30 protein-coding genes are annotated in these 26,877 nt (G+C 67.6%); 4 read left to right on the top strand and 26 right to left on the bottom strand.

Features of this window, described 5'->3' with window-relative positions:
- Window positions 1-66: 66 nt before the first annotated feature.
- The 15 genes from alaS to rlmE all read right to left on the bottom strand — a co-directional run bounded on the left by alaS (window position 67) and on the right by rlmE (window position 16,705).
- Window positions 67-2,715 (bottom strand): alanine--tRNA ligase, encoded by a 2,649-nt coding sequence (alaS, locus tag QMZ26_RS14485; RefSeq protein WP_108759513.1) that lies wholly within the window; start codon window positions 2,713-2,715, stop codon window positions 67-69.
- A 111-nt stretch (window positions 2,716-2,826) separates the two neighbouring features.
- Window positions 2,827-3,315 carry a recombination regulator RecX gene (gene recX / locus QMZ26_RS14480; RefSeq protein ID WP_079221457.1) on the bottom strand — a complete coding sequence of 163 codons (489 nt, stop codon included), beginning with the start codon at window positions 3,313-3,315 and terminating at the stop codon, window positions 2,827-2,829.
- A 111-nt stretch (window positions 3,316-3,426) separates the two neighbouring features.
- Window positions 3,427-4,464, bottom strand: a complete 1,038-nt coding sequence (gene recA / locus QMZ26_RS14475) for a recombinase RecA (RefSeq protein WP_079221456.1) — start codon at window positions 4,462-4,464, stop codon at window positions 3,427-3,429.
- Between the two features lie 218 nt (window positions 4,465-4,682).
- Entirely contained in the window at window positions 4,683-5,318 is a 636-nt protein-coding gene (gene lexA, locus QMZ26_RS14470) for a transcriptional repressor LexA (RefSeq protein ID WP_079221455.1), read from the bottom strand.
- Between the two features lie 188 nt (window positions 5,319-5,506).
- A complete protein-coding gene (gene ubiB, locus QMZ26_RS14465; protein ID WP_283221864.1) occupies window positions 5,507-7,189 on the bottom strand; it encodes a 2-polyprenylphenol 6-hydroxylase in 1,683 nt (560 codons plus the stop codon).
- A gap of 35 nt (window positions 7,190-7,224) precedes the next feature.
- Window positions 7,225-7,725, bottom strand: coding sequence for a CinA family protein (locus QMZ26_RS14460; protein ID WP_174208681.1), 501 nt, complete (start codon window positions 7,723-7,725; stop codon window positions 7,225-7,227).
- A 61-nt stretch (window positions 7,726-7,786) separates the two neighbouring features.
- Window positions 7,787-9,094 (bottom strand): MFS family transporter, encoded by a 1,308-nt coding sequence (locus QMZ26_RS14455; RefSeq protein ID WP_108746439.1) that lies wholly within the window; start codon window positions 9,092-9,094, stop codon window positions 7,787-7,789.
- A gap of 299 nt (window positions 9,095-9,393) precedes the next feature.
- The gene (gene hflX / locus QMZ26_RS14450) at window positions 9,394-10,704 is read right to left on the bottom strand and encodes a ribosome rescue GTPase HflX (RefSeq protein ID WP_079221451.1); all 1,311 of its coding nucleotides are present in this window, start codon (window positions 10,702-10,704) and stop codon (window positions 9,394-9,396) included.
- A 14-nt stretch (window positions 10,705-10,718) separates the two neighbouring features.
- A complete protein-coding gene (hfq, locus tag QMZ26_RS14445) occupies window positions 10,719-10,994 on the bottom strand; it encodes an RNA chaperone Hfq (RefSeq protein ID WP_079221450.1) in 276 nt (91 codons plus the stop codon).
- Between the two features lie 96 nt (window positions 10,995-11,090).
- Window positions 11,091-12,044, bottom strand: coding sequence for a tRNA (adenosine(37)-N6)-dimethylallyltransferase MiaA (miaA, locus tag QMZ26_RS14440; RefSeq protein ID WP_283221863.1), 954 nt, complete (start codon window positions 12,042-12,044; stop codon window positions 11,091-11,093).
- Window positions 12,044-12,940, bottom strand: a complete 897-nt coding sequence (folP, locus tag QMZ26_RS14435) for a dihydropteroate synthase (protein ID WP_283221862.1) — start codon at window positions 12,938-12,940, stop codon at window positions 12,044-12,046. Before folP ends, miaA begins: the two co-directional genes overlap by 1 nt.
- A 115-nt stretch (window positions 12,941-13,055) precedes the next feature.
- Complete coding sequence (locus QMZ26_RS14430; protein WP_283221861.1) at window positions 13,056-13,559, bottom strand: hypothetical protein; 504 nt, start codon at window positions 13,557-13,559, stop codon at window positions 13,056-13,058.
- A 220-nt stretch (window positions 13,560-13,779) separates the two neighbouring features.
- Window positions 13,780-13,968, bottom strand: coding sequence for a hypothetical protein (locus tag QMZ26_RS14425; RefSeq protein WP_200733024.1), 189 nt, complete (start codon window positions 13,966-13,968; stop codon window positions 13,780-13,782).
- Window positions 13,969-14,069: 101 nt separating this feature from the next.
- The gene (ftsH, locus tag QMZ26_RS14420; protein WP_283221860.1) at window positions 14,070-16,007 is read right to left on the bottom strand and encodes an ATP-dependent zinc metalloprotease FtsH; all 1,938 of its coding nucleotides are present in this window, start codon (window positions 16,005-16,007) and stop codon (window positions 14,070-14,072) included.
- Between the two features lie 65 nt (window positions 16,008-16,072).
- Window positions 16,073-16,705 (bottom strand): 23S rRNA (uridine(2552)-2'-O)-methyltransferase RlmE, encoded by a 633-nt coding sequence (rlmE, locus tag QMZ26_RS14415; RefSeq protein ID WP_008265654.1) that lies wholly within the window; start codon window positions 16,703-16,705, stop codon window positions 16,073-16,075.
- Between the two features lie 65 nt (window positions 16,706-16,770).
- Between rlmE and yhbY the strand changes: the two genes are divergently transcribed.
- Window positions 16,771-17,076: a ribosome assembly RNA-binding protein YhbY gene (gene yhbY, locus QMZ26_RS14410; RefSeq protein ID WP_079221444.1), complete on the top strand. Its 306-nt coding sequence runs from the start codon at window positions 16,771-16,773 to the stop codon at window positions 17,074-17,076.
- Window positions 17,077-17,089: 13 nt separating this feature from the next.
- Window positions 17,090-17,464 (top strand): Mth938-like domain-containing protein, encoded by a 375-nt coding sequence (locus QMZ26_RS14405; RefSeq protein WP_108759519.1) that lies wholly within the window; start codon window positions 17,090-17,092, stop codon window positions 17,462-17,464.
- A 27-nt stretch (window positions 17,465-17,491) separates the two neighbouring features.
- Here QMZ26_RS14405 and QMZ26_RS14400 read toward each other — a convergent pair whose 3' ends face one another.
- From QMZ26_RS14400 to surE, 5 genes are all read right to left on the bottom strand, one after another.
- A complete protein-coding gene (locus QMZ26_RS14400; RefSeq protein ID WP_283221859.1) occupies window positions 17,492-17,980 on the bottom strand; it encodes a hypothetical protein in 489 nt (162 codons plus the stop codon).
- 486 nt (window positions 17,981-18,466) lie between these two features.
- The gene (locus QMZ26_RS14395) at window positions 18,467-19,252 is read right to left on the bottom strand and encodes a peptidoglycan DD-metalloendopeptidase family protein (protein WP_200733026.1); all 786 of its coding nucleotides are present in this window, start codon (window positions 19,250-19,252) and stop codon (window positions 18,467-18,469) included.
- On the bottom strand, window positions 19,249-19,863 hold the full coding sequence (locus QMZ26_RS14390) for a YqaA family protein (RefSeq protein WP_079221441.1): 615 nt from the start codon (window positions 19,861-19,863) through the stop codon (window positions 19,249-19,251). The genes QMZ26_RS14395 and QMZ26_RS14390 overlap by 4 nt, the downstream gene beginning before the upstream one ends.
- Window positions 19,864-19,882: 19 nt before the next feature.
- On the bottom strand, window positions 19,883-20,560 hold the full coding sequence (locus QMZ26_RS14385) for a protein-L-isoaspartate(D-aspartate) O-methyltransferase (RefSeq protein WP_079221440.1): 678 nt from the start codon (window positions 20,558-20,560) through the stop codon (window positions 19,883-19,885).
- Window positions 20,557-21,336: a 5'/3'-nucleotidase SurE gene (surE, locus tag QMZ26_RS14380; protein ID WP_079221439.1), complete on the bottom strand. Its 780-nt coding sequence runs from the start codon at window positions 21,334-21,336 to the stop codon at window positions 20,557-20,559. The genes QMZ26_RS14385 and surE overlap by 4 nt, the downstream gene beginning before the upstream one ends.
- A 209-nt stretch (window positions 21,337-21,545) precedes the next feature.
- Here surE and QMZ26_RS14375 point away from each other — a divergent pair, with 209 nt between their 5' ends.
- The gene (locus tag QMZ26_RS14375) at window positions 21,546-22,085 is read left to right on the top strand and encodes a Smr/MutS family protein (protein ID WP_200733027.1); all 540 of its coding nucleotides are present in this window, start codon (window positions 21,546-21,548) and stop codon (window positions 22,083-22,085) included.
- A gap of 57 nt (window positions 22,086-22,142) precedes the next feature.
- Window positions 22,143-22,301 carry a hypothetical protein gene (locus QMZ26_RS14370; protein WP_283221858.1) on the top strand — a complete coding sequence of 53 codons (159 nt, stop codon included), beginning with the start codon at window positions 22,143-22,145 and terminating at the stop codon, window positions 22,299-22,301.
- A 215-nt stretch (window positions 22,302-22,516) separates the two neighbouring features.
- On the opposite strand, the gene truD is transcribed toward QMZ26_RS14370, so the two are convergent.
- From truD to QMZ26_RS14340, 6 genes are read right to left on the bottom strand one after another with little or no spacing between them, the layout of a single operon-like run.
- Window positions 22,517-23,548, bottom strand: a complete 1,032-nt coding sequence (gene truD / locus QMZ26_RS14365) for a tRNA pseudouridine(13) synthase TruD (protein ID WP_283221857.1) — start codon at window positions 23,546-23,548, stop codon at window positions 22,517-22,519.
- Window positions 23,545-24,042, bottom strand: coding sequence for a 2-C-methyl-D-erythritol 2,4-cyclodiphosphate synthase (gene ispF / locus QMZ26_RS14360; RefSeq protein WP_079221436.1), 498 nt, complete (start codon window positions 24,040-24,042; stop codon window positions 23,545-23,547). The genes truD and ispF overlap by 4 nt, the downstream gene beginning before the upstream one ends.
- Before the next feature lie 34 nt (window positions 24,043-24,076).
- On the bottom strand, window positions 24,077-24,775 hold the full coding sequence (gene ispD / locus QMZ26_RS14355; RefSeq protein ID WP_283221856.1) for a 2-C-methyl-D-erythritol 4-phosphate cytidylyltransferase: 699 nt from the start codon (window positions 24,773-24,775) through the stop codon (window positions 24,077-24,079).
- A complete protein-coding gene (gene ftsB, locus QMZ26_RS14350; RefSeq protein ID WP_108746432.1) occupies window positions 24,772-25,122 on the bottom strand; it encodes a cell division protein FtsB in 351 nt (116 codons plus the stop codon). Before ftsB ends, ispD begins: the two co-directional genes overlap by 4 nt.
- A 4-nt stretch (window positions 25,123-25,126) precedes the next feature.
- Window positions 25,127-26,419, bottom strand: a complete 1,293-nt coding sequence (gene eno / locus QMZ26_RS14345; protein ID WP_079221433.1) for a phosphopyruvate hydratase — start codon at window positions 26,417-26,419, stop codon at window positions 25,127-25,129.
- A gap of 58 nt (window positions 26,420-26,477) precedes the next feature.
- A complete protein-coding gene (locus QMZ26_RS14340; protein WP_283221855.1) occupies window positions 26,478-26,870 on the bottom strand; it encodes a hypothetical protein in 393 nt (130 codons plus the stop codon).
- Between the last annotated feature and the right edge of the window lie 7 nt (window positions 26,871-26,877).

Raw genomic sequence — 26,877 nt, 5'->3', positions numbered from 1 at the left:
AAAGATTTCGCAATGGTACCGTCAGCCGTCCCGCTCCTACAAGGAGGGGGACGGCAGGGGTTCACATCACAGGCGGGGGCTGACCCATTCGACGACCGCGGCCAGAGCGGTAGCAAGGGCGGGCCCGTCCTCGCCACCACCCTGGGCGAGGTCCGGGCGTCCGCCGCCCTTGCCCCCGATCTGACTGGCGATATGGGACAACAGTTCCCCGGCCTTGACCTTGCCCATTGCACTGCCGTTCACACCCGCGACCAGGGCAGCCTTGCCGTCCTGGGTGCCGGCCAGCACGATCACGGCATTGCCCAGCTGCTGCTTCAGGCGGTCCATGGCGTCACGCAGGGCCTTGGCATCAAAGCCTTCCAGGCGTGCGGCCAGCACCTTCACACCGGCAACCTCGACGGCCTGGCCGGAAAGGTCCGCAGTGGCGCCGGCGGCGACCTTGGCCTTCACCGCTTCCAGTTCGCGTTCCAGCTGCTTCTGGCGCAGGCCGAGGGCACGGATCTTCTCGACCACGTCGGCGGCGCTGCCACCGAGCAGTTCGGCCGCTTCGGCCAGGCGGGCTTCCTCGGCGTCCACGTAATCCAGGGCACCCTGGCCGGTGACGGCCTCGATGCGGCGCACGCCCGCCGAGACACCGCCTTCGGAGGTGATCTTGAACAGGCCGATGTCACCGGTGCGGCTGACGTGGGTACCGCCACACAGTTCGGTGGAGTAATCGCCCATCTTCAGCACACGGACATTCTCGCCGTACTTCTCGCCAAACAGGGCCATTGCGCCGAAGTCCAGCGCTTCCTGCATGCCCATGTTGTGCACTTCGGCGGCGTTGTTGGCGCGCACCTGCTGGTTGACCTTGCGTTCGATCACGGCCAGCTCTTCAGCACTGATCGGCTGGAAGTGCGAGAAGTCGAAACGCAGGCGGTCCGGTGCGACCAGCGAACCCTTCTGCTGCACGTGGGTGCCCAGCACTTCGCGCAGGGCGGCATGCAGCAGGTGGGTGGCCGAGTGGTTGAGGATGGTGGCGCCACGGCGCTCGCCATCGACCTGGCCGGACAGTACGTCGCCGACCTTCAGGCCGCCCTCGGACAGGGTGCCGACGTGGCCATGGAACTGGCCCGCGAACTTCTGGGTGTCGCTCACGACCAGGCGCACACCGTTGCCGGTCAGCACGCCGGTGTCACCCACCTGGCCGCCGGATTCGGCGTAGAACGGGGTCTGGTTGGTGATGACGATCACCGCGTCGCCGGCATCTGCCGACTGCGCCGGGCGGCCGTCCTTGAGCAGGGCCAGCACGGTCAGGCCGTCGGCCTGCAGGCGGTCGTAGCCCAGGAACAGGGTCGGGGTCAGCGTCGCCACCAGCTCGGCCGGCAGGGTCACGCCGCCACCGAACTTGCCGGCGGCACGCGCGGTCTCACGCTGCTGCTCCATCGCCGCATCGAAGCCGTCGGTATCGACCGTCAGCTCGCGCTCGCGGGCGATATCCTGGGTCAGATCCAGCGGGAAGCCGTAGGTGTCGTACAGGCGGAAGGCGTCAACGCCGGGAATCACGCCGTTGCTCGCCTTGGCCGCCACGTCCTCGAAGATCTTCATGCCGGCATCGAGGGTTTCGGCGAAACGCTCTTCCTCGGCCTGCAGCGCACGGACGACGGTGTCGGCCTGGGCCGGCAGTTCCGGGTAAGCCTCACCCATCAGCTCGACCAGGGTCGGCACCAGCTTGCTGAAGAACGGCTGGCGCACGCCCAGCATCCAGCCGTGGCGCAGGGCGCGGCGGATGATGCGGCGCAGGACATAGCCGCGGCCTTCGTTGGACGGCAGCACGCCGTCGACGATCAGGAACGAGCAGGCGCGGATGTGATCGGCGATCACGCGCAGCGACTTGTTCTCCAGGTCGGCCATGCCGGTCAGCTCGGACGCCTTGCGGATCAGCGCCTGGAACAGGTCGATCTCGTAATTGGTGTGCACGTGCTGGAGGATCGCCGCCAGGCGCTCCAGGCCCATGCCGGTGTCCACGCACGGTGCCGGCAGCGGCACCAGCGTGCCGTCGCTCTGGCGGTCGAACTGCATGAACACCAGGTTCCAGATCTCGATGAAGCGGTCACCGTCTTCATCCGGCGAGCCCGGGGGACCGCCTGCGATGTGGTCGCCGTGGTCGTAGAAGATCTCGGTGCACGGGCCGCAGGGGCCGGTGTCGGCCATCTGCCAGAAGTTGTCCGACGCGTACGGGGCGCCCTTGTTGTCGCCGATGCGCACGATGCGCTCTTCCGGGATGCCGACCATGTCGCGCCAGAGCGCGTAGGCCTCATCGTCGGTCTGGTACACGGTGACCAGCAGGCGCTCGGCCGGCAGCTTCCAGACCTGGGTCAGCAGTTCCCATGCCCAGGCGATGGCGTCCTTCTTGAAGTAATCACCGAAGGACCAGTTGCCCAGCATTTCGAAGAAGGTGTGGTGACGCGCGGTGTAGCCGACCTGGTCCAGATCGTTGTGCTTGCCACCGGCGCGCAGGCAGCGCTGGACGTCGGCCGCGCGCACGTAGCTGCGCTTTTCCGCGCCCAGGAACACGTCCTTGAACTGGACCATGCCGGAGTTGGTGAACAGCAGGGTCGGATCATTGCCCGGCACCAGCGGCGCCGACGGCACGATGGTGTGGCCTTTGCCCTTGAAGAACTCAAGGAAGTCGCTGCGGATCTGGGAGGTCGTGAATTTGGCGGGTGCGTTCATTGAGGGGGCTGGCAGTGTGCGGGCCGGCAGCCCCGAACCGCCGGCCTCACTGGCCAGGGTCGTAACGGACCGCCGAAAACCTAAAGGGTATCAGGCCCGGCGCCGCCAGTCTCAGTCATCCGGGTCGAAGCGGGTCGCACGGCGGATGCTGTCACCGTCGAAGCCCCGCCGGGCGAGCAAATCGGCGGCCTTGCGCCGCTGCGCCAGGTCCTGTGGGCCATCCTCGCCAAAGCGGCGGCGCACCAGATCGCGGGCATTTTCCTGCCAGTCGCCCTCGTAGGTCTCCATCGCGGCGGCAATCGCCGCGCTGTCCAGGCCATGGGTTCCCAGCTCGGCACGAACGTGGATGGGCCCATAGCCGGTATTGGCGCGCATCCGGACGAGATTTTCCGCAAAGCGGGTGTCGTCCTGCCAGCCGGCCTCGGTCAGCTTGGCAACGGCAGCCTCGGCGGCCTCGCCTTCAATACCGCGTGCGGTCAGCTTGCGGGTCAGCTCCTTGCGCGAATGCTCACGCCGTACCAGCAGGCCCAGGGCACGCTGTACGGGGGTCTGTTCGCGCGGCCGGCGCTTGCGGCCGGTGGGGGCGTCGGCATCGGACATCTGCTACTCCAAGGGTGGCGCCATCCCTGGCACCCTGCCCGTCCGTGGGCGGTTCGAACCTGCGGGACAGGGCGACGTCACTGACGGCGCCGCCCTGCCCCACAGCAAGTCTTACTCGTCGTCGCCGTCGTCGTCGCCTTCCTCGCGGGCGGCTTCGGACGGCTGGAACTTCTCGCGCAGCTCGGCCTCGAGCTTGGCGGCGACGGTCGGGTTGTCACGCAGGTAGCCGCGGGCGTTGTCCTTGCCCTGGCCGATGCGCTCTTCACCGTAGCTGTACCAGGCACCGGCCTTCTCGACCAGCTTGGCATCCACGCCCATGTCGATCAGCTCGCCCTCGCGGCTGATGCCTTCGCCGTACAGGATCTCGGTGATGACCTGCTTGAACGGCGGCGCCAGCTTGTTCTTGACGACCTTGATCTTGGTCTGGTTGCCGATGATCTCGTCGCCCTTCTTGATCGCACCGATACGGCGGATGTCCAGGCGCACCGAGGCATAGAACTTCAGCGCATTGCCGCCGGTGGTCACTTCCGGGCTCTGGCCCGGCATCATCACGCCGATCTTCATGCGCAGCTGGTTGATGAAGACCACCAGGGTGTTGGAGCGCTTGATGTTGCCGGTCAGCTTGCGCAGCGCCTGGCTCATCAGGCGGGCCTGCAGGCCCGGCAGCTGGTCACCCATTTCGCCTTCGATTTCGGCCTTGGGGGTCAGCGCGGCGACCGAGTCGACCACCAGGATGTCCACCGAGCCCGAGCGGACCAGCATGTCGGCGATTTCCAGCGCCTGCTCACCGGTATCCGGCTGCGACAGCAGCAGGTCGTCCACGTTCACGCCCAGCTTGGCGGCGTAGATCGGGTCCAGTGCGTGCTCGGCGTCGATGAACGCGGCAGTGCCGCCCATCTTCTGGCATTCGGCGATGGCCTGCAGGGTCAGGGTGGTCTTGCCCGACGACTCCGGACCGTAGATTTCAACGACACGACCCTTCGGCAGGCCACCGATGCCCAGTGCGATGTCGAGCATCAGCGAGCCGGTCGGGATCGCTTCAACGGGTTCGACCACGCGGTCGCCCATGCGCATCACCGAGCCCTTGCCGAACTGCTTCTCGATCTGGCCCAGAGCAGCAGCCAATGCGCGCTTTTTGTTCTCGTCCATCGTGTTGCTCCTAGCAGAGGTCATGTCGTTGGGGGTGCTGTCTTTCGGGGTCTTCTTTGCCATGGGTTCACTTTAAGTCGGATGTATCGCACAGGCTGAGATTCTGCCCGGCGCTCAGAAAAGAATTATCGGACATCCGTACCAACCTCAGTGGAACCAGAGAATCGCCACAAAAGACCGCGGGGTAATGCTGGTGGAACGGTGCTGCCGCAGCAGGCTCAGCGGTTGGGACGCAACAGGCCGCAGTACAGGCCCTCGATCGCGAAATCCTGGTCGGGCAGGACTTCGATCGGCTTGTAGTCCGGGTTGCGCGGCAGCAGGCGGATGCGGTCCTTGGCGATCTTCAGCAGCTTCACGGTGATCTCGTCGTCGATGCGGGCCACCACGATCTGCCCGGAATGCGCGTCGCGGGTGCGGTGCACGCCGATCAGGTCGCCGTCGAAGATGCCCTCGTCGATCATCGAATCGCCCTGCACCTTCAGCAGGTAATCCGGGGCCGGCGAGAAGAACACCCGGTCCAGCACCACGAAATCGTCCGAACCGATGTCGGCGCCGATCGGCAGGCCGGCGGCGACCCGACCCAGCACCGGCAGGCGCAGGACGCTGTCGGGCAGCCCGGGTTCGGCCAGCTTCTCGATCGGCGGCGCCTGTACCAGGCGGATGCCGCGGGCCTGGCCGGGGATGCGACGGATCGCACCGGCCTGCTCCAGGGCCTCCAAGTGGTACTGGGCCGCACGCACGCCCTTGAAGCCGAATGCACGTGCGATTTCAGTCTGCGACGGCGGTGCGCCTTCGCTCTCGATACGCTCGGCGATCAACTGCAGGATCGCCTGCTGGGTGTCGGTCAGGTCCATGGTTAGTAGTATTACTACTAACAGGCGGGTGTGCAAGTACCCCGGGCGGGTTCTGTAGTGCCGAGCCCATGCTCGGCAGATGGGTAGAAGCGCAGGGGCAGGAGCAAGAGCAGCCGACCAGCGGTCGGCTCTACAGGAATCGCTGCGCGATTCCGCGGTTCCCGGGGGGAACCGCTGCGGTAAGCACGCTACGCGTGCTTGCCGCTTCTCCATATCGAGAACAGGATCCAGACCCCGCAGAAACCGGCACCGACGAAGCCGCAGACGCCCAGGGCCAGCAGCCAGCGGCTGGAGATGCCGCCCACGCTGTGCATCACGATGGACGAGCCGATGATCAGCGCGGCGGTGACGATGCCCATCACCAGGCGGTTTGCGGCGCGGTTCACCTGGTCGCCGAAGCCCTGCAGCGCGCTGGTTTCCACCTTCAACTGCAGGCGCCCGCGGCGCGCGGCCTGGACCAGCTTGCGCAGGTCGCGCGGCAGTTCGCCAGCGAAATCGATCATTCCCAGCAGGCTGCGCCGTCCGCGCTTGAGCAACGCACGCGGCGCGTAGCGCTGCAGTACCACCCGCTCCAGGAACGGGCGTGCGGCGCTGGCCATGTCGAAATCCGGGTCAAGCTGGCGACCCATGCCCTCCAGCGTCAGGAAGGCCTTGATCATCAGCGCCAGGTCCGCTGGCAGGGTCAGGCTGTAACTGCGCAGCAACTGGGTGATGTCGCCCAGCATCAGGCCGATGCGCAGGTCCTTCAGCGGCACGCCGCGGTACTGGTCGACGAACTGGCTGATGTCGTGCTGCAGCCGGTTTTCGTCCACCTCCACCCCACCGGCCCAGTCCAGCAGCACGTCGGCCACGCCCTGCGGGTCCTGCTCGACCAGGCCGTGCAGCAACTGCGCGACCTGGAACCGGCGCACCTCGGAGAGCGCGCCGACCATGCCGAAATCGATCACGCCGATGCGGCCGTCGCGCAGGTAGATGATGTTGCCGGGGTGCGGGTCGGCGTGGAAGCTGCCGTCCTCCAGCACCATCTTCAGCACGATGTCGGCACCACGCCGGGCCAGCTCACGGCGGTCCAGCCCCGCCGCATCCACGCCAGCCAGGTCACGACCGGGAATGCCATCGACGAAATCCTGGACGTTCAGGCTCTCGCAGGTCCACTGCCAGTGCACCTCGGGAATCAGGATGTCGTCGCGGCCGTGGAAGTTGCGGGCGATGCGCTCGGCATTGCGGCACTCGGCGGCAAAATCCAGCTCGCGGCGCAGCGATACGGTGAACTGCTGGACCACTTCGGCCGGGCGATAGCGACGCAGGTCAGGCAGGCGCGCCTCGACGATCTCTGCCAGGCGCGCCAGCAGGCGCAGGTCGGCTTCCACCACATCGCGGATGCCGGGCCGGCGCACCTTCAACACGACTTCCCGGCCATCGTGCAGGCGCGCGCGGTGGGCCTGGGCCAGCGAAGCCGCGGCCATCGGCGTTTCATCAAGGAAGGCGAACACCTGCGAAGGTGCCGCACCGAGGTCGGCTTCCAGCTGTTCGCGGATGGCGGCATACGGCAGCGCCGGCACCGCGTTCTGCAGTTCGGAAAGCTCGGCGATCCATTCCGGCGGCAGCAGGTCGACACGGGTGGCCAGCACCTGGCCCAGCTTGACGAAGGTCGGGCCAAGATCCTGCAGGGCGCTGCGCACCCGCACCGGCGCGGTCATGCGCAGCATCTGCTGGCTTTCCTCGTTCCAGTGCAGCAGCCTGCCGGCGCGCTCGAGCACGGTGGCCAGGCCGATGCGCCGGACCACGTCGCCGAAGCCGTAACGGATCAGGACGGCCGCGATTTCCTGCAGCCGGCCAAGGTCACGGACGGTACCCAGCGTCTCCCACATCGTCGCCTACTCCGGTTTGGTACCGGGCCAGCATGTCACAGCTGGGCGTCGATACCGTGCAGGGCGGCTGCGACGGTCTGCCGCCGTATGGCTTCGCGGTCGCCGTCGAACTGGAACAGCTCGGCGCGTGCGTAACCGCCGCGGCGCTTCCAGCCGATCCAGACGCTGCCGACCGGCTTGTCCGGGCTGCCGCCGCCCGGGCCGGCGATGCCGGTCACGGCCACGGCGATACCTGCACCGGAATTGATCAGCGCGCCGGACACCATTTCCAGCACGGCCTCGCGGCTGACCGCACCGAACTGCTCCAGGGTCTGCGCGCGCACGCCCAGCAGGCGCTGCTTGGCTTCATAGCTGTAGACCACCATGCCGCAGTCGAAGAACGCCGAGGATCCGGCGATATCGGTCATGCACTTGGCGATCCAGCCACCGCTGCAGCTTTCAGCGGTGACCAGTTGCAGCGAGGCCTGCTGCAGGCGCTGCCCAAGCGCGGCGGCCTGGGCATGGAGATCGGCGTCGGAGGGGAAGGACATCGGCATGGATCGAGGTAGCAACGGTCATCTTGTACCGCAGAACGGCGGCGCTGTCCTCCCCTGCCCCTCAGTGGTCGTGGTGCAGGTAGCGGGCCTGGCGCGGCAGGCGCAGGCTGACCAGGAACGCCACCACCATCATCACCGTGACGTACCAGAAGAACAGCTGCTCATGGCCCAGGCTCTTCAGGCCCAGCGCGGCGTACTCGGCGCTGCCGCCGAAGATCGCGTTGCCGATGGCGTAGGCCAGGCCGACACCGAGCGCGCGCACCTGCGGCGGGAACATCTCGGCCTTCACGATGCCGGAAATCGACGTGTAGAAGCTGACGATGGCCAGCGCGAGCACGATCAGTCCGAAGGCCGCCCACGGGCTGGTGACGTGCTGCAGGGTGATCAGGATCGGCACGGTGGTGAGCGCGCCCAGCGCACCGAACAGCATCATGCTGGTGCGGCGGCCGATGCGGTCGGACAGCATGCCGAACAGCGGCTGCATGCACATGTACAGGAACAGCGCGCCGGTCATCACGTAACTGGCGGTCTTGATGGGCAGGTGCACTGTGTTGACCAGGAACTTCTGCATGTACGTGGTGAAGGTGTAGAAGATCAGCGAGCCGCCGGCGGTATAGCCGAGCACGGTGAAGAAGGCGGCCTTGTGGTCACGGAACAGCGCCGACAGGCTGCCGGCATCCTTGTCGCCACGGTCGGCCTCGCTCTGCGTTTCATGCAGGGTACGGCGCAGCAGCAGCGCGACCACGGCGGCCACGGCGCCAAGCACGAACGGGATGCGCCAGCCCCAGGCGCGGATCTCCGCTTCGCTCAGCAGGGCTTCCATGATGACGATGACCAGCACCGCCAGCAGCTGGCCACCAATGAGGGTGACGTACTGGAACGAGGAGAAGAAGCCGCGCTGGCCGCGCAGGGCAACCTCGCTCATGTAGGTGGCCGTGGTGCCGTACTCGCCACCGACCGACAGGCCCTGGATCAGGCGCGCGACCAGCAGCAGGACCGGTGCCATCGCACCGATGCTGGCGTAGGTCGGCAGGCAGGCGACCATCAGCGAGCCGCCGCACATCATGCTGACCGAGATCAGCAGCGACTTCTTGCGGCCAAGACGATCGGCGATGCGGCCGAACAGCCAGCCACCGATGGGCCGCATCAGGAAGCCGGCCGCGAACACGCCGGCGGTGTTGAGCAGCTGCACGGTCGGGTTGGACGCCGGGAAGAAGGCGCCGGCGAAGTAGATGGCGCAGAACGCGTAGACGTAGAAGTCGAACCACTCCACCAGGTTGCCGGACGAGGCCGACATGATGGCGAACACGCGGTGGCGTTTCTCCGCCGCGGTGTACTGGGGGAGTGCGTCGGTGCTGACGTGGGACATGGAAGGGACTCCGGGGGTGCCGTGGGGGCAGACCCTCGGATCATCCGCCCGACGGGCATGAGCGGATGTGCACTATCGGGCGGCTGGAGTGCGGTAATCGGCCGGTAGTGCGGGATGGAGTGTTCCAGCAGGGCTTGCAGCCCTGCACCTGCAGAAGCCGAAGCCAGAGCAACAGCAGAAGCAGGTTTCCTGAGGGGAGTCGCTCTGCTTTGGTAGGTGCCGACCGTTGGTCGGCACGGGGTCGGTACGGCGTCAGATCCCTTTGCGCAGCAAAGGGCTCTGACGCCGCCCGTCGTGGTTCACCACTCCGGCAGTTTTTCCGGCAGCAGGGCGCGGATCGGGCCGCCGTCGGCGCTGGCAGCCAGCTTTTCAGCTTCGGCGATCGGGATGTCCACCTGCAGCAGCCAGCCATCTTCGTCAGCCGTCTCGCTGCGGATCACTTCCAGCTGGTGCAGGCGCGCGCGCAGGCGGCCGGCGCTGGGCGGCAGGCGCAGCTCGCCGGTGACGTGCTGCAGGCCCAGGCGCTTGCCCAGCACGCTCTGCAGCAGCTCCAGGCCCTGCCCGTCGCGGGCGGAAATCCAGACCCGCTCGCGGCGCGAGGGATCGGGAATGCCGTCCTGGCCGTCGTGGCGGACCTCGCCGCCCTCGATGCGGTCGATCTTGTTGAACACCAGCAGCTGCGGCAGGTCGCCGGCGCCGACCGCAGTCAGCACTTCGTCGACCTGGGCGATGCGCTCCTCGCGGTGCGGATCGGCGGCGTCGACCAGGTGCAGCAGGAAGTCGGCCTCGCGCGCCTCGGACAGGGTCGAGCGGAACGCGGCGACCAGGTCATGCGGAAGGTCGCGCACGAAGCCCACCGTATCGGCCAGCACGACGCTGCCGCCGGGCACGGCGATGCGACGCACCGTCGGGTCCAGGGTGGCAAACAGCTGGTCGGCGGCGTACGCCTCGGCGCCGGTCAGGGCATTGAACAGCGTCGACTTGCCGGCATTGGTATAGCCGACCAGGGCAACGCGCGGCAGTTCACTGCGCAGGCGCGCGCGGCGCATCTGGGTGCGCTGCACCTCGACCTTCTCCAGCCGCTTCTGCAGCTGCTCCACCCGCTTCTGCAGCAGGCGGCGGTCGGTTTCCAGCTGGGTTTCACCCGGGCCTCGCAGGCCGATGGAACCGCCGCGCTGGCGCTCCAGGTGGGTCCAGCCGCGCACCAGCCGCGTCGCAAGGTGGCGCAGCTGCGCCAGTTCCACCTGCAGCTTGCCTTCGTGGCTGTGCGCACGCTGGGCGAAGATGTCCAGGATCAGGCCGGTGCGGTCGATCACCCGCCGCTCCAGGAAACGTTCCAGGTTGCGTTCCTGGCCCGGACTCAGCGAGTGGTTGACCAGGATCAGGTCAGCGCCGGTTGCATCGGCCGCCGCCTTGATCTCGTCCAGCTTGCCGCTGCCGATCAGGGTCGACGGGTTGGGACGGTCAAGGCGCGCGGTGATGGTGGCGGCAATGCTGGCCCCTGCCGAGCGGGCCAGATCACCGAACTCTTCCAGCACGTCGTCTTCCAGCTTGCCGAAGTGGGGCTGGATCAACAGGGCGTTTTCGCCCTTTTTCGAGCGGTCAAACATTCACCGCTCCAGAATTACTCGTCTGCTTCATCACCCGCCTGACCGTTTTCACCCGACTGCACATAGCCACCACCCGGCCCGACCTTCACGTTACGCGCCGGCACGACGGTGGAAATGGCGTGCTTGTAGACCATCTGGCTGACGGTGTTGCGCAGCAGGACCACGAACTGATCGAACGATTCGATCGTGCCCTGCAGCTTGATGCCGTTGACCAGGTACACCGAAACCGGCACGCGTTCGCGCCGCAGTGCATTCAAGAAAGGATCCTGCAGCGATTGCCCCTTGGACATTGCTAACTCCTGATTATTGTTCTTATTGGGTTGCCGGCGGTTGCCACGGCCCCCGAGCCGCCCGCCGGCCCATGATGGTACACGGCCAGCGGCGGTTCAGCGTGCGACGAAGGTCGACACCGCGCTTGCCAGGCGCTCCTGGTCCATATGGGGATCGAACCAGCGGGCATCAAGCTCGCCACGCAGCCAGGTCAGCTGGCGCTTGGCCAGCTGCCGGGTGGCGAAGATGGCCTTGTCGCGGAAGCGGGCGGCGTCGCCCTGCCCGTCCAGGAATTCCCAGGCCTGGCGATAGCCGACCGCACGCACCGCCGGCAGGTCCAGCGGCGCGGCCACGGCCGCCATCTGCGGCAGGGCCCGCAGGGCACGCACCTCGTCAAGGAAGCCCTGGCCCAGCATCGCGTCGAAGCGGGCCTCGATGCGCTGGTGCAGCACCGCGCGCTCGCGCGGGGCCAGGATCAGCTTCAGGGTGCGCACCGGCAGGGGCGCCACGCCGGGGCGGCGCTGCCATTCACTGATCGGCGTGCCGGTCAGGCGGTAGACCTCCAGCGCACGCTGGATGCGCTGGGGATCGGTGGCGTGGATGCGCGCGGCGGCGGCCGGATCGACCTGCGCCAGTTCAGCATGCAGGGCGGCCCAGCCGCGCTCAGCAGCCTCGGCGCTCAGCACCTCGCGCATCGCCGGGTCGGCCTCGGGCATGGGCGACAGCCCCTGCAGCAGGGCGCGGAAATACAGGCCTGTGCCACCGGCCAGGATCGGGGTCTTGCCGCGGGCGACGATGTCGGCCACCACACGGCCGGCGTCAGCGGCGAACTCGGCCGCCGAATAGGTCTGCCACGGGTCGCGCAGGTCCAGCAGGTGGTGCGGTGCCTGCGCCCGCTCGGCGGCATCGGGCTTGGCCGAACCAATGTCCAGGCCGCGGTAGACCAGCGCCGAATCGACACTGACGATCTCACCGTCCAGCTGACGGGCCAGGGCGATCGCCGTGGCGGTCTTGCCACTGGCGGTCGGGCCCATCACCGCGATCGCCAGCGGACGCTGGTCGACGGCCATCACTCTTCGTCCGGCCAGCGGATCGACGGGGCGGCATCGGCGCGGGGCGTCGGAACCGCATCCACGGCCTCCCAGATCTTCAATGCATCGACTGTGGCGGCCACGTCGTGCACGCGCACGATGCGCGCGCCGCGCTGGACCGCGATCAGGTGTGCGGCCACGGATGACGCCACGCGCTCGGTCGCCACCGCACGGCCGGTCAGCTCGCCCAGGCTGCGCTTGCGCGACAGGCCGGCCAGCATCGGCACGCCCAGTTCCAGGAAACGCTCGGACCGGGCCAGCAGGGTCATGTTGTGGGCCGTGGTCTTGCCGAAACCAAAGCCCAGGTCGATCAGCAGATTCTTCCTGGCAATGCCGGCCATTTCGGCGGCGAACAGGCGCTGCACGAGGAAGCCATGGACCTCGGCCACCACGTCGTCGTAATGCGGGTCGGCCTGCATGTGGCCGGGTTCGCCCTGCATGTGCATCAGCACCACCGGCACGCCGGTGTCGGCAGCCGCGTCGAGCGCGCCGTCCTGGCGCAGGCCGAAGATGTCGTTGATCATGCCGGCACCGGCCGCCACGGCCGCGCGCATCACCTCCGGCTTGAAGGTGTCGATGCTGATCGGCACGGTGGTGCGGGCAGCGAGCTGTTCGATCACCGGCAGCACGCGCTGCAGCTCTTCCTCCACCGACACCGGCGCTGCGCCCGGGCGGGTGGACTCACCACCGATGTCGAGCAGGTCGGCGCCCTCCTCCACCAGCTTCAGGCCATGGGCCACGGCCGCGTCGGTGCTGTCATGGGCGCCACCATCGGAGAACGAATCCGGGGTGACATTGACGATGCCCATGACCCGGGCACGGTCCAGGCGCAGGATGCGGCCGGCGCAGTCGAGCTGGGGGGAGATATCGAACATGGGTGATCCTGCGGGCAACGGTGTCTAGTTTAAGTCCGCAGGGCCGCACGCTGCATCCTGGGGTGGTGCCGGCCGCGGGCCGGCACCGAAACCGGATACGGCAGTTCCGCCCCGATCAGAAGTCGCCCAGGCGCGCGTTGTCCGCCGGTGCAGCCAGCCAGGCCGCCAGATCTTCGCCGATCGCATTGACAGTGCGGTCGAGCACCGTGCAGGAGCCCTTGAAACCAGCAAAGGCACCCCCGCGGGAGATCCGCCTTGCGGTGACCGTCGCGACCTGGTGGCCATCCTCGAACAGGACACCACGCACCGCGGCAGACTTGAAATGCCCGACAAAGGCGTTGCCTGCGCTCTGCGCTTCGACCAGCTCCAGCCTCAACGAGCGCCCATTGCCACTGTCGGCACCCACCGGCCCGGACACCAGGGTGTTGCCGTGGCGGGTGGCATTGCTGGCGAGCGACTGCGCCAATGTGGCACCGATGGTGCACTCGCTCTTGATGGCGTCGGCGATGATCGCTGATTCAGCGAACGGCACCGGTTGCACGACGCGTATCTCAGCGGCCGCAGCGGGCAGGACAACAGTCGCCAGCCCTGCGAGGGCAAGCGGAAGCAGCAGTTTCATGGTGATCCCCTGTAAACCCGGCCTCCCCCTATGGCGGCCGTGGTGGCGCATCCTGACGCGCAGCAGAGGTACCGCGCAAGGCCTCATCCACGCATGGCGTGGATCTACCGTGCCGACCAACGGTCGGCACCCACCAACAGTCGTGCCGACCAACGGTCGGCACCCACCAGCAGTTGCAGGAATCTGTCAGAGGCAGGGCGCAGCCCTGCCGGGAAAACCCTCAACGCTGCCGGCGGCGCTTCCGGTCCACGTACAGGGTCTTGATGATGCTCAGCAGGATGCCGACGGCGATGCCGACGCCGCAGCCCAGCAGCAGGTTGTCCACGGTCAGGCCCACGGCAACGCCGACGATGGTGGCGATGACCATTTCGACGGTATGGGAAATCGGTTGCGGCGGGGGAACGGACATGCGGGCTCCAGCGAAAGGCGGTGAATTCAGTCGGGCGGCGGGCCCGGAAACAACGAGGCCGGGTTTCCCCGGCCTCGTCTGCAATCAGCAATGGCGGGCCGTCAGTGCGACTCGGCCGGGCCGGCGATCGGCGTCAGCGGACGGGCGTCGCCGCCCTTGTCGTTGCCACCACCGTCCTTGTTGGACTTGTTCCAGCCCGCCGGCGGCGGCGGATCGCGGCCTTCCATGATGGCGTCGATCTGCGGCGCGTCGATGGTCTCGTACTGCAGCAGCAGCTGCGACATCGCATGCAGCTTGTCGATGTTGGCCGTCATCAGCTCGGTGGTGCGTGCATAAGCCTCGTCGAGGATGTTGCGCACTTCCTCGTCGATGCGGCGCGCGGTGTCGTTGGACACGCTCTTGTGCTGGGTGACCGAACGGCCCAGGAACACCTCGTCGTCCTCTTCGCCATAGGCGATCGGGCCGAGCTGGTCGGACAGGCCCCATTTGGTGACCATGTTGCGGGCCATCTTGGTGGCACGCTCGATGTCGTTGGAGGCACCGGTGGTGACCTTGTCGGCACCGAAGATCAGCTCCTCGGCCACGCGGCCACCGTACAGCGAGCACAGCTGCGACTTGATCGCCACGCGGTTCATCGAGTACTTGTCGCCTTCCGGCAGGTACATGGTCACGCCCAGCGCACGGCCGCGCGGGATGATGGTGACCTTGTAGACCGGATCATGCTCGGGCACGAGGCGGCCGACGATGGCGTGGCCGGCTTCGTGGTAAGCGGTGAGGGTCTTCTCGTCCTCGCTCATGGCCATCGAGCGGCGCTCGGCACCCATCAGGATCTTGTCGCGGGCACGGTCGAAGTGGTCCATGCGGACCTCCTTCTCGTTGCCACGCGCGGCGAACAGGGCCGCCTCGTTGCAGAGGTTGGCCAGGTCGGCACCGGAGAAGCCCGGGGTACCACGCGCGATCACCATGGGCTCGACATCGTCGGCCAGCGGCAGCTTGCGCATGTGCACCTTCAGGATGTGCTCGCGGCCCTTCACGTCCGGCAGGCCGACCACGACCTGGCGGTCGAAGCGGCCCGGGCGCAGCAGCGCCGGGTCCAGCACGTCCGGACGGTTGGTCGCGGCGATGACGATCACGCCTTCGCCACCCTCGAAGCCGTCCATTTCGACCAGCAGCTGGTTCAGGGTCTGCTCGCGCTCGTCGTGACCGCCGCCCAGGCCGGCACCACGATGGCGGCCGACGGCGTCGATTTCGTCGATGAAGATGATGCACGGCGCGTGCTTCTTGGCCTGCTCGAACATGTCGCGCACGCGGCTGGCGCCGACGCCGACGAACATTTCGACGAAGTCGGAACCGGAGATCGAGAAGAACGGCACCTTGGCTTCGCCGGCGATGGCCTTGGCCAGCAGCGTCTTGCCGGTACCCGGCGGGCCCACCATCAGCACGCCGCGCGGAATCTTGCCGCCCAGCTTGGTGAACTTGGACGGGTCGCGCAGGAAGTCGACCAGTTCGCCCACTTCTTCCTTGGCCTCGTCGCAGCCGGCGACGTCGGCGAAGGTGACCTTGATCTGGTCTTCGCCCTGCAGCTTGGCGCGCGACTTGCCGAAGGACATCGCGCCCTTGGCACCGCCGCCACCGCCCTGCATCTGGCGCATGATGAACAGCCAGAAGCCGATGATCAGGATGACCGGCAGGAAGTTCATCAGGATGGCCGCGAAGGAAATGCCGCTGGACGGCTCTTCCTGCACGATGTCCACGTTCTTGGTGCGCAGCACGTTGATCAGGTCGCGATCAGCCGGCGCGGCGATGGTGGCCGTCTGGCCGCCACGGGTGGTGTAGGTGATCTGGTTGGTCAGGCCGCGCGAATCGCCACCGAAGGTGACCTTCTGCACGTTGCCGCTGTCCACCTGGTCCAGGAACTGCGAATACGTCGCGCCCTGCGCCCCGGCCCCGGAGGACTTGGGCGAGAAGCTCTGGAAGACCACCATCAGCACGACGGCGACGACCACCCATAGCAGGAGGTTCTTGGTCAAGTCGTTCATCCTCATTGGCTCCGGCGTTCCTCTTAGTGCGGGTCTTGCGTTGGGGTCGAGCGTACTCGGCGAGCTTACTTCATGTGGGCGCGTTTTCCCTGTCCCAAGGCATACACCTCGGGCGAGCGCTTGCGCGAGGCTTCCGGCTTGCGGATGGAGACCTTGTCGTACCGGCGGCGCATCTCGCGCACATAGTCGTCAAAGCCCTCGCCCTGGAACAGCTTGATAAGGAACGCCCCACCGGTCTTGAGATGGTTGTCGGCGAAGTCCAGCGCAAGCTCGGCCAGGTGCATCATCCGCGGCTGGTCGACCGCGCCCACACCACTCTTATTGGGGGCCATGTCCGACAGCACAAGGTCTACCGGCTGATCCCCGAGCATGGCTTCAAACTGCGATAGGACGGTTTCTTCCCTGAAGTCACCGTGAAGGAACTCCACACCGGCCAGCGGCGGCATGTCCAGGATGTCCAGCGCCAGCACGCGGCCGGTATCGCCGATCTGTCTCCGGACCTGCTGAGACCAGCCGCCCGGGGCCGCGCCGAGGTCGACCACCACCATGTGCGGCTTCAGCAACCGGTCACGTTCGAGCAGCTCCTCGAGCTTGTAGGCTGCGCGCGAGCGCATGCCTTCGGCCTGCGCCTTCTTCACGAAGGGGTCGGAGAAGTGTTCCTTGAGCCAGCGCTGGCTGCTTTTGCTACGGGTGGCCATTGGAAATAGGGGCTGATGGGGTCGTCATGATACCCTGATCGTCCCATTCAACCCCCTTTTCCTGCATGTCCATCGCACTGACCGCCTCCCAGACCCGTTTCCTGCGCGGCCACGCCCACGACCTCAAGGCCCTGCTGCAGACCGGCGGCAAAGGCATCACCCCGGCCTTCATCGCCGAGCTGAACGAAGTCCTGGAACGCCACGAACTGGTCAAGGTGAAGGTTGCCGCCGAGGACCGTGACGCCCGTGACGCGATGATCGCTGAGATCGTCGAAGCCACCGAGGCGGCGCTGGTGCAGCGCATCGGCCACGTCGCCGTGCTGTACCGCCCGAGCAAGGAACAGCGCCAGATCGTGCTGCCGCGCGGCTGATCGCCCTGCCCCCATGCAGCTGAACCACGAACCGCCCGATTACGCCTACAGCCTGCGCGCCGCCGACGGCCGCTCGGCCAGGGTCAACGACCTGGTGCTGGGGCAAAGCTTCTTCCTGACCCCCGACCAGCTGGTCGCGGAGTGGCCGGTGCGCCAGGCGTCCGACCTGCAGCTGGCCGATATCGAAGCGATTCTTGCGCTGAACCCTGCGCTGATCGTGCTGGGCACCGGCGACCGCCAGGTATTTCCGCCGGCGGCCGTGATGGCGGCCTGCCTGTCGCGCGGCATCGGTCTGGAAGTGATGAACAATCCGGCCGCCGCGCGCACGTTCAACATCCTTGCCGGCGAAGGCCGCAAGGTGGCCGCCGCCTTCATTCTCGAAGGCTGAAGTGGCGCCGCCGGGCTTGGCCCGGCCCTAGCCGTGCGTGGCGGTACAACGGAAGGCCGAGAAGTCCCGCAGCCGCCCGATCAGGGTGCCGCCCTGGCCCCAGCGGATATCCATGACTTTCCAGTCCTGGCCCTGCCTGTGCAGCAGGACCCGGTCGGTCCAGCGATAGTCGCTTATCGCCATCTCGACGGGCACCCAGCTGGCTTCACCGCTTGTCGCAGGCAGTCCCGCCTTTACCGTTTCCGGCCGATCCGGCGCCCACAGATAGAGACTCTGGTCGAGCATGTGTGGCTTTTCATCATGCGCAGCCAACGCAGAGCATGCCCTTTCGTAGGTCCGCTGGGCCTCCACAGCTGCACGGAGGGCGTCGCCGAGCAGTGGATCGATGCTCGCCTCACTCGGCGTTGACGCCTGGAGGGCGGCATACAGACGACTCACCACGCTGTGGGGATCGTCGGAAGCGGCGGCCATGGGTGCGATGGCGAACAGTGCAAGCAGGCAGGCAACGCGATTCATGTGGCACCTGACACGAGGGATTCCGGCACAGCATGCCGCACTCCCCCGCCTGCCAGGAAGATGAATACGCGACAGATGATGACGCAAACAGCCCAACCCGGGATTGCAGGCTGTCTGTAGCGCCCGAGCCGATGCTCGGACGGCGCCGCATCGCGGCGCAAAGCCCGCCGGGCACGGCCCGGCGCTACCCGTATCTGCCTGCGCTAGCGCGCCGGCATGGCCCGGCATCACGCTGGATTGCAGGCTGCCTGTAGCGCCCGAGCCGATGCTCGGGCGGCGCCGCATCGCGGCGCAAAGCCCGCCGGGCACGGCCCGGCGCTACCCGTATCTGCCTGCGCTAGCGCGCAGGCAGATACTGCTGCGGGTCGACCGGCTTGCCGTTGTAGCGGGTGAGCCGTCGGCGCTTGCGGCCCATGGGCCGCGCCGTCGGCGAACGCCCGGCGTGCTACGCCGGGCCGGGGATCCGCCCAGAAAGCGAATCGACGATCAACGTGCCGGAAGATATTGCTGCGGGTCGACCGGCTTGCCGTTGTAACGGATCTCGAAGTGCAGCATGTCGCGGTTGGCCCCGGTGCGGCCCATCTCGGCGATCTGTTCACCCGCCTTGACGCTCTGCCCTTCGTTGACCAGGCGCTTTCGGTTGTGGCCATAGGCCGACAGCCACTGGTCGCTGTGCTTGATGATGATCAGCTCGCCGTAGCCGACCAGACCGGCACCGGAATACACCACCACGCCATTGGCGGTGGCGCGGACGGCAGCGCCGCTGGAGCCGGCGATGTCCACGCCCTGCTTGGTCGCATCGCCCGCCACGTAACGACCGACGATCGCGCCGTCTGCCGGCCAGCGCCAGCCGATGTTGCTCTTCACCGGCCCCACCGGGGCCGTCGCGACCGGCGTCGGCGTCGTCGTGCCTGCGGTACCACGCGGCGGGGTCACCACCGTGGTCGGCGCACGGCCGCCGGTGGCGCCGGCCGGATACAGGCGGATGACCTGCCCCGGGTAGATCTGCGAGGGATTGTCCAGCCGGTTCCAGGCGATCAGGTCGGCCGGCGTGATGTCATGGATGCGGGCCAGCGCGTAGATCGTGTCGCCCTTGCGCACGACCACGGTCTGCCCCGGCTTGGCAACCGAAGTCTTCGGCGTGCTGACAGTGGTGCCACCGCTGCTGCCGCCGGGGCGGACGACGGTGGCGGTGCCACAGGCGGCCAGGGTGGATACCAGCAACGCCAGCGCGCCGATGCGCACTCCCTTGCTCAGACAATCTGCACTCATGCGAACTTCGACCTCCATACAAGCCAGGCAACCAGTCCCACCACCAGCGCGGTGGCGATCCAGCCCAGCGGTTCAATCCAGCGGCGCAGCGCCGCTTCGGCACGCGCACCACCGATGCGGATGACCGCGGCCAGCACGTACACGCGCTTGCCCCGGCCGATCAACATGCTCAGCAGGTACTGTGGCATGGGCACGCCGACGATACCCGAAGCCCATGTGAAGACCTTCATCGGGATGGGCATGAAGCCCCCCAGCACCAGGAAGGTGAACACCGCCCACGGCGACTCGGCCATCTTCGCCTGCACGGTGGCGATGCCCTGCTCGATGGCCGGCAGCATGCCCAGCGCCTCGAACACCGGCTTGATCGCCTCGAAGGCGAAATGCCCCAGCGCATAGCCGACCACCGCGCCGACCATGGAGCCGGCCAGGCTGAGCGTGGCGAACCACCAGCCGCGCTTGGGCTGGGCCACGCACATCGGCGCCAGCATCACTTCCGGCATGACCGGGAAAATGATGGCTTCAAAGAAGCTCAACACCGTCAGGTAGGTCGGCGCGCGTTCGTGCGCCGCCCACTTCATCGCCCGCTCGTACAGCGGCCCGAAAATCTTCATGCAACCCTGCTCCGTGGATTCAATCGAGCATGCCAGACAGCAGCGGCACGAACGTGACCGGTGCCAGCACGCGTTGTTCGATGCTGCCGTCTTCCCTGCGGTCCAGCTGCACCAGTGACTGGCCGCCCGGGCCACCCACCGGCGCCACCAGGCGCCCACCGACAGCCAGCTGCTCGACCAGGGCATCGACCAGGGCCGGCGCGGCCGCGGTGACCACCACCGCATCGTAGGGGCCGTGCTCGGCCCAGCCGACGCGGCCGTCATCATGCTTGGTACGGATGTTCATGCCCAATGCGCGGAAGCGCTTGCGGGCCTGCCGCAGCAGATCGCCGATGCGCTCGACGGTGTAGACCTCCAGGCCCACGGCGCCGAGCACGGCGGCCTGGTAGCCCGAGCCGGTGCCTACTTCCAGCACCGTCTTCGGCGCGACCTGCAGCACCGCCTCGGTCATGCGGGCCACGACCCACGGCTGCGAGATGGTCTGCCCATGGCCGATCGGCAGCGCGGTGTCTTCGTAGGCACGCGAGGCCAGGGCCTCGTCGATGAACAGATGGCGCGGCACCACCCGGATCGCGTTCAGCGTGGACTCGTCGACGATGCCGGCTTCGCGCAGGCGATCGACCAGGCGGTCGCGCACCCGCTGCGAGGTCATGCCGATGCCAACCGCTTCCGGCTGCAGGCGCAGGCGCGGGCTCATGCCGGCTGGTCCAGCGCGGCGCTGAGGCCGCCGACCCAGCTGGCCACTTTCTCAAGTGCCTGGTAGCGGGTCAGGTCGACCTGGATGGGCGTGATCGAGATGTGGCCGGTGCGCACGGCATTGAAATCGGTGCCGGGGCCGGAATCCTGTTCACGACCGGCCGGGCCGATCCAGTACACGTCGTTGCCGCGCGGGTCCTTCTGCGCGATGCAGCCTTCGGCGCGATGACGGTTGCCCAGCCGCGTCACTTCGAAACCCTTGACCTCGCTCCACGGCAGGTCGGGCACGTTGACGTTGAGGATGGTGTCGGCTGGCAGCGGATCGGCCTTCAGGCGGGCGACGATCTCCACTGCGGCACGCGCGGCGGTCTCGAAGTGCTTCGGATCGTGGTTGCGGGTGACCAGGGAAACAGCCACCGCCGGCAGGCCGAGGAAGCGACCTTCCATCGCCGCCGAGACGGTGCCCGAATAGATGACGTCGTCGCCGAGATTGGCGGCGTTGTTGATGCCGGAAACGACAATGTCGGGTTCGAATTCGAGCAGGCCGGTCAGCGCCAGGTGCACGCAGTCGGTCGGAGTTCCTGCCACCGAGACGGTGTAGTGGTCGATGCGCTTGAGCCGGATCGGCAGGTCCAGCGTCAGCGAATTGCTGGCACCGGAACGATCACGGTCGGGGGCGACCACCGTCACTTCATGGCCGGCCTCGCGCAGCACGGCGGCAAGCATCCGGATGCCTGCGGCGTCGACGCCATCATCGTTACTGACCAGGATGCGCATCTTCGATTTAACCGCTTGATTTTCCAAGAATTCGATTCCGTCACCTTGTCGCGTGGGCGGGAACGCCCGCGCCCCTGTCGGGGACCGGCGATCGCGCAAGTGCGTCGGGTATTGTGCCGCAAGCGGGCCGCCGGTCCTACCCTGCCGGTGGTGATGCGCGTCATCGAATCGACATAGGCAGACCCGCGCGGGCGGTTTACCCTGTGCGCATGTCGCACCCTGAAGATGAAGATCCGGCCGCCCTGTTCCGTGCGGCCATCGGCGAAGTGAAGCCGCTGCGCAAGGAGGTCGAGCCAGCGCCCGCGGCGCCGCGACCGAAGCCGCGCGCGCGCATGGCCGAACGCGACGAAGCCGAGGCAGCGGGTGAGTTCGCCCGCCTGCTGCGCGACAGCAGCCCGCTGGAAGCCGGCGACACCGCCAGCTACCGCCGCGACAACCTGCCGCCGCGCATGTTCCAGCGCCTGAAGCGCGGCCAGTATTCGGTGCAGGACGAACTGGACCTGCACGGCGCGACCGCCGCGCAGGCCGAGATGCTGCTGCGCCAGTTCCTGCTGGAAGCGCACGCTCACGAGTACGGCTGCGTGCGCATCATCCACGGCAAGGGCCTGCAGTCCGATGGCGGCGCACCGGTGCTGAAGAACCTGGTGGACCGACTACTGCGGCTGCGCAACGACGTGCTTGCGTTCCACTCGGCGCCGACCGGCCAGGGTGGCACCGGTGCGGTGCTGGTGTTGCTGGCGCGGCGTTGATCCCCGCATCCACGCAGGGCGTGGATCTACGACCTGCACGTCGGCCCGCATCCACGCATGGCGTGGATCTACGACCTGCACGGCGACCCTCATCCACGCAGGGCGTGGATCTACGACCTGCACGTCGGCCCCCGTCCACGCATGGCGTGGATCTACGACCTGCACGTCGGCCCGCATCCCCGCATGGCGTGGATCTACGACCCGGCGCGGCGTTGATCCCCTCATCCACGCATGGCGTGGATCTACGACCCGGCGCGGCGTTGATCCCCTCATCCACGCATGGCGTGGATCTACGAACCGGCGCGGCGACCCTCATCCACGCATGGCGTGGATCTACGACCTGCACGTCGGCCCGCATCCACACATGGCGTGGTTCCATGCGATGCCGGTAGATCCACGCCATGCCTGGATATCCCGAACCCGCCCGGCGATCAGCCCTGCGAGGCGTCTTCGACCGGGCCCAGTTCGTGCAGCACCGCGGTGGCATAGCAGCCCGGCGGCAACGCGAACGACAGCTCCAGCACGTCATCGGCCAGCCACTGATGCTGCAGCAGGGCAGGACGCAGGCGCAGCGCGCGACGCTCCTGCTTCAGGCGGGCGCCTTCCAGGCCGGCACGCAGGGCCTGCGACTCCTCATCGTCCAGCGCCGCCAGCTCCAGCGTGCGGGCAGCCTCGGTGCTGCGCAGCTCACCCTCGCCCCACAGCGGTGCGCTGGGATGGATGTCGAAGCGCGCCAGGCGCTCGGCCAGCACATCGGTATACGGCTCCGGGCCGAACACGCTGCGGCTGCCATCGAGCATCCACACCTCGCCGTCCAGCGGCTGGTCCCAGCTGCCCTGCTCCACGCGCGCGGCCAGCACGCGGTTGAACAGGGCCGAGCGGGCCGCCGACAGCAGCAGTGAACGCTGGTCCTGGCGCATGCGGCGGCCACCGAACATCGCCAGCGCGGCCGGAACATTGCCACCGTCGCGACCAAAACGCTGCTCGCCGAACCAGTTCGGCAGGCCACGCGCGGCAATCTGCTGCAGGCGCTCATCGATGGCCGCGGCGTCGCCCTGCACGTCGCGCAGCACCAGCTTGAAGCGGTTGCCGGCCAGCGCCCCGCGCTGCAGCTTGCGGTTGTGCCAGGTGGCCTCGAGCACTTCGATCTCGTCGCTGGCCAGGCTGGCCAGGTCCGGGGCGACGCGCTTGGGCAGGTGCACGCTGAAGCGCTGGGTGGTGACCGCGTTGCGGTCCTTCATGCCCGCGTAGCTGACCGCCATCTCCGGCAGGCCCGCCCACTTCGCCAGCACCTTGGCCACGTGCACCGTGTTGGCGCCGCGCTTGCGGATGTGCAGCAGCAGGTGCTCACCTTCGCCGGTGGCCTCGAAGGCCGGCAGTTCGTCCACCTGGAAGTCGTCCGGCGTGGTGCGGATGCGCGCGCTCAGCAGCGGCGCACCAAAGGCCAGCGGCAACGGAATCATGCCGCCACCAGCAGGACGACGGCCTGCGCGGCAATGCCTTCGCCACGGCCGGTGAAGCCGAGCTTCTCCGAGGTGGTGGCCTTGACGCTGACCGCGTCCAGCGGCAGCTGCAGCAGGCCGCCGATGCGCTCGCGCATGGCCAGTGCATGCGGGCCGACCTTGGGCCGCTCGCAGATGACCGTGATGTCGGTATTGCCGACGCGCCAGCCACGCTCGCGCAGCAGGCTGTCGCAATGGCGGACGAAATCACTGCTGTCCGCACCCTTCCAGCGATCGTCGCTGGGCGGGAAATGCTGGCCGATGTCGCCCAGCGCGATCGCGCCGAGCATGGCATCGCACAGTGCGTGCAGGATGACGTCGCCATCGCTGTGGGCCAGCACGCCGCAGCTGTGCGCCACGCGGATGCCGCCCAGCATGATGTGGTCGCCTTCGCCGAAGGCATGGACGTCGTAGCCCTGGCCGATACGGACGGGCGGGAACGGAGCTGTGCTCATGGATGCAACCCTTGCAGCAGGGCCGCGCGGGCGATCAGCCGGCGCGGCGGGAAAGTACGAATTCGAAACGGTCGAGGTCGGCCGGGGTGGTGACCTTGAAATTGTCCTCGCTGCCTTCCACCAGCAGCGGTCGCTGGCCCTGGCGCTCCATGGCCATGGCTTCGTCGGTCACCTCGACGCCGCTGGCGGCAGCACCGGCCAGCGCGCGGACCAGCTGGTGGCGGCGGAACAGCTGCGGGGTCAACGCACGCCAGAGGCGCTCGCGCGGCTCGGTGCCATCAATGCCACCATCGTCACCGGCTCGCTTGAGGGTGTCGCGCACGGGGGCGGCGAGAATCGCGCCGACCGGGTCGGCACGCCCCACTTCCAGCAGGCGGCCCAGATCGGCCAGCGACAGGTTGGGCCGCGCGGCATCGTGCACCAGCACGAACTCGTCGGCGCGCACACTGTCGGGCAGGGCCTGCAGGCCCGCCAGCACCGAAGCGGCCCGGGTGGCGCCGCCGATGCAGGTCAGCACCGGCTTGCCGGACCACTCGGTCCAGCCCGGCCAATCGGCATCGTCCTGGCCGACCACCACCATCGCCCCGGCCACGGCCGGGTGCGCCAGCAGTGCATCCAGGGTATGGGCGAGCAGGATCTGCCCGCCCGCCTGCAGGTACTGCTTGGGCAACGGCGCGCCGAAACGGGTACCCCGCCCGGCGGCCGGAACGACCGCCCAGATGGCCGCGCTCACGGCACGTCCGCCGGATGGTCGCCGACCTGCGCCGAGACCGGTGCAGCCTGCGCCGGGCGAACCGGCGCATCCTCCACCACGCGGTAGAACTTTTCGCCGGGCTTGATCATGCCCAGCTCGCTGCGCGCGCGTTCTTCGATGGCGGCCTGGCCTTCCTTGAGGTCCTTCACTTCGGCAGCCAGCGCATCGTTGCGCTGCTGCAGACCTTCATTGTCCCGCTCCTGGTTGGCGACCTGGGCTTCGAGCATCATCACTTCACCCGAATTGCCCGGGCCGAACCAGAAACGGTACTGCAGCCATGCCAGCAGCAGGGCCAGCAGCAACAGCAGCCAGCGCCAGTCGCGCATGGGCTCAGCGCTTCAGCGACACGAACGCGTCACGACCGGCGTAACGCGCGCTGGCGCCGAGGGCTTCCTCGATGCGCAGCAGCTGGTTGTACTTGGCCACGCGATCGCTGCGGCACAGCGAGCCGGTCTTGATCTGGGTGGCAGTGGTGGCCACCGAGATGTCGGCGATGGTGGTGTCTTCGGTTTCGCCCGAGCGGTGCGAGACCACGGCGGCGTAGCCGGCACGGTCGGCCATGGCGATCGCTTCCAGGGTTTCGCTGAGGGTACCGATCTGGTTGACCTTGATCAGGATCGCGTTGGCGGTGCCCGAGTCGATGCCTTCCTGGAAGATCTTCGGGTTGGTGACAAACAGGTCGTCGCCCACCAGCTGCACCTTCTTGCCGATGCGGTCGGTCAGCAGCTTCCAGCCAGCCCAGTCGTTCTCGGCCAGGCCGTCTTCGATCGTGATGATCGGGTACTGCGCGGCCCAGTCGGCCAGGAAGTCGACGAACTGCTCGGAGGTCAGGCGCTTGTTCTCGCCCACCAGGTTGTACTTGCCGTTCTCGAAGAATTCGCTGGAGGCCACGTCCAGGCCCAGCAGCACGTCTTCACCGGCGGTGTAGCCGGCCTTGCCGATGGCTTCCAGGATGGTGTCCAGCGCTTCGACGTTGCTGCGGAAGTCCGGCGCGAAGCCGCCTTCGTCGCCCACGGCGGTGCTCAGGCCGTGGCTCTTCAGCACGGACTTCAGCGAATGGAAGATTTCGGTGCCGGCACGCAGTGCTTCGGAGAACGAGGTGAAGCCCACCGGCAGCACCATGAATTCCTGGAAGTCGACGTTGTTGTCGGCGTGGGCGCCGCCGTTGATGATGTTCATCATCGGCACCGGCAGCGACGGGGTCGCACCGGTCTTGGTGGCCAGGTACTGCCACAGGGCCTGCTTGCTGGACGCAGCGGCGGCATGCGCGGCTGCCATCGACACGGCCAGCAGCGCGTTGGCGCCCAGGCGGCCCTTGTTCTCGGTGCCGTCCAGGTCGATCAGGCGACGGTCCAGGCCAGCCTGGTCGACGGCTTCGAAGCCCTTCAGTGCATTGGCGATGGCGCCGTTGACGTTCTCGACGGCCTTGCGCACGCCCTTGCCCAGGTAACGGGTCTTGTCGCCGTCACGCAGCTCGACCGCTTCCTTGGTACCGGTCGAGGCGCCGGAGGGAACCGCGGCGCGACCGAACGAACCGTCCTCCAGGATGACTTCGGCTTCCAGCGTGGGGTTGCCACGGCTGTCGAGGATTTCACGGGCGTGGATGCTGCGGATCGTACTCATGAGCGGACCGGTTACCTGTCTGGAGGAGGGAATGCGACAAATGTGAAATGCCGCGTGATTATCCCCGGCTGCCCGTCGCTTGCCAAATGGTGTCGTCGGCCACGACCGGATCCGCGCCCTGCACCAGCAGCGGCACCGCAATCAGCAGGCCCAGCAGCGCCAGCAGCAGTGCCGCCACCGCAGCCGTGCCACGGCCACGCTGGGTGCGCCAGGCCAGCACCGAGGCCACCCCACTGCCAAGCGCGGACAGCGCGAGCACAGCCACCGCCAGCATCAGGATCCACTGCTTGGAGGCCAGCGCATGGCTGCCATCCCCCGGCATGCCGATCGCAGACAGGAACACCACCACCCCGGCGGCGAGGGCGGCCCAGGCAAGCACGGCAAGGCCAAGCGCGCACGCGCCCCAGGGCCACGGTCGGCGCGGCACGCGCGCGGAAGAGGTCGGGTTCATCGTATGA

Origin of the sequence: Stenotrophomonas sp. PFBMAA-4 (assembly GCF_030053215.1) — a bacterium.
Classification (GTDB): domain Bacteria; phylum Pseudomonadota; class Gammaproteobacteria; order Xanthomonadales; family Xanthomonadaceae; genus Stenotrophomonas.
Note: the sequence above shows the minus strand (reverse complement) of the source record. Positions and strands in the feature narration are given on the sequence as shown.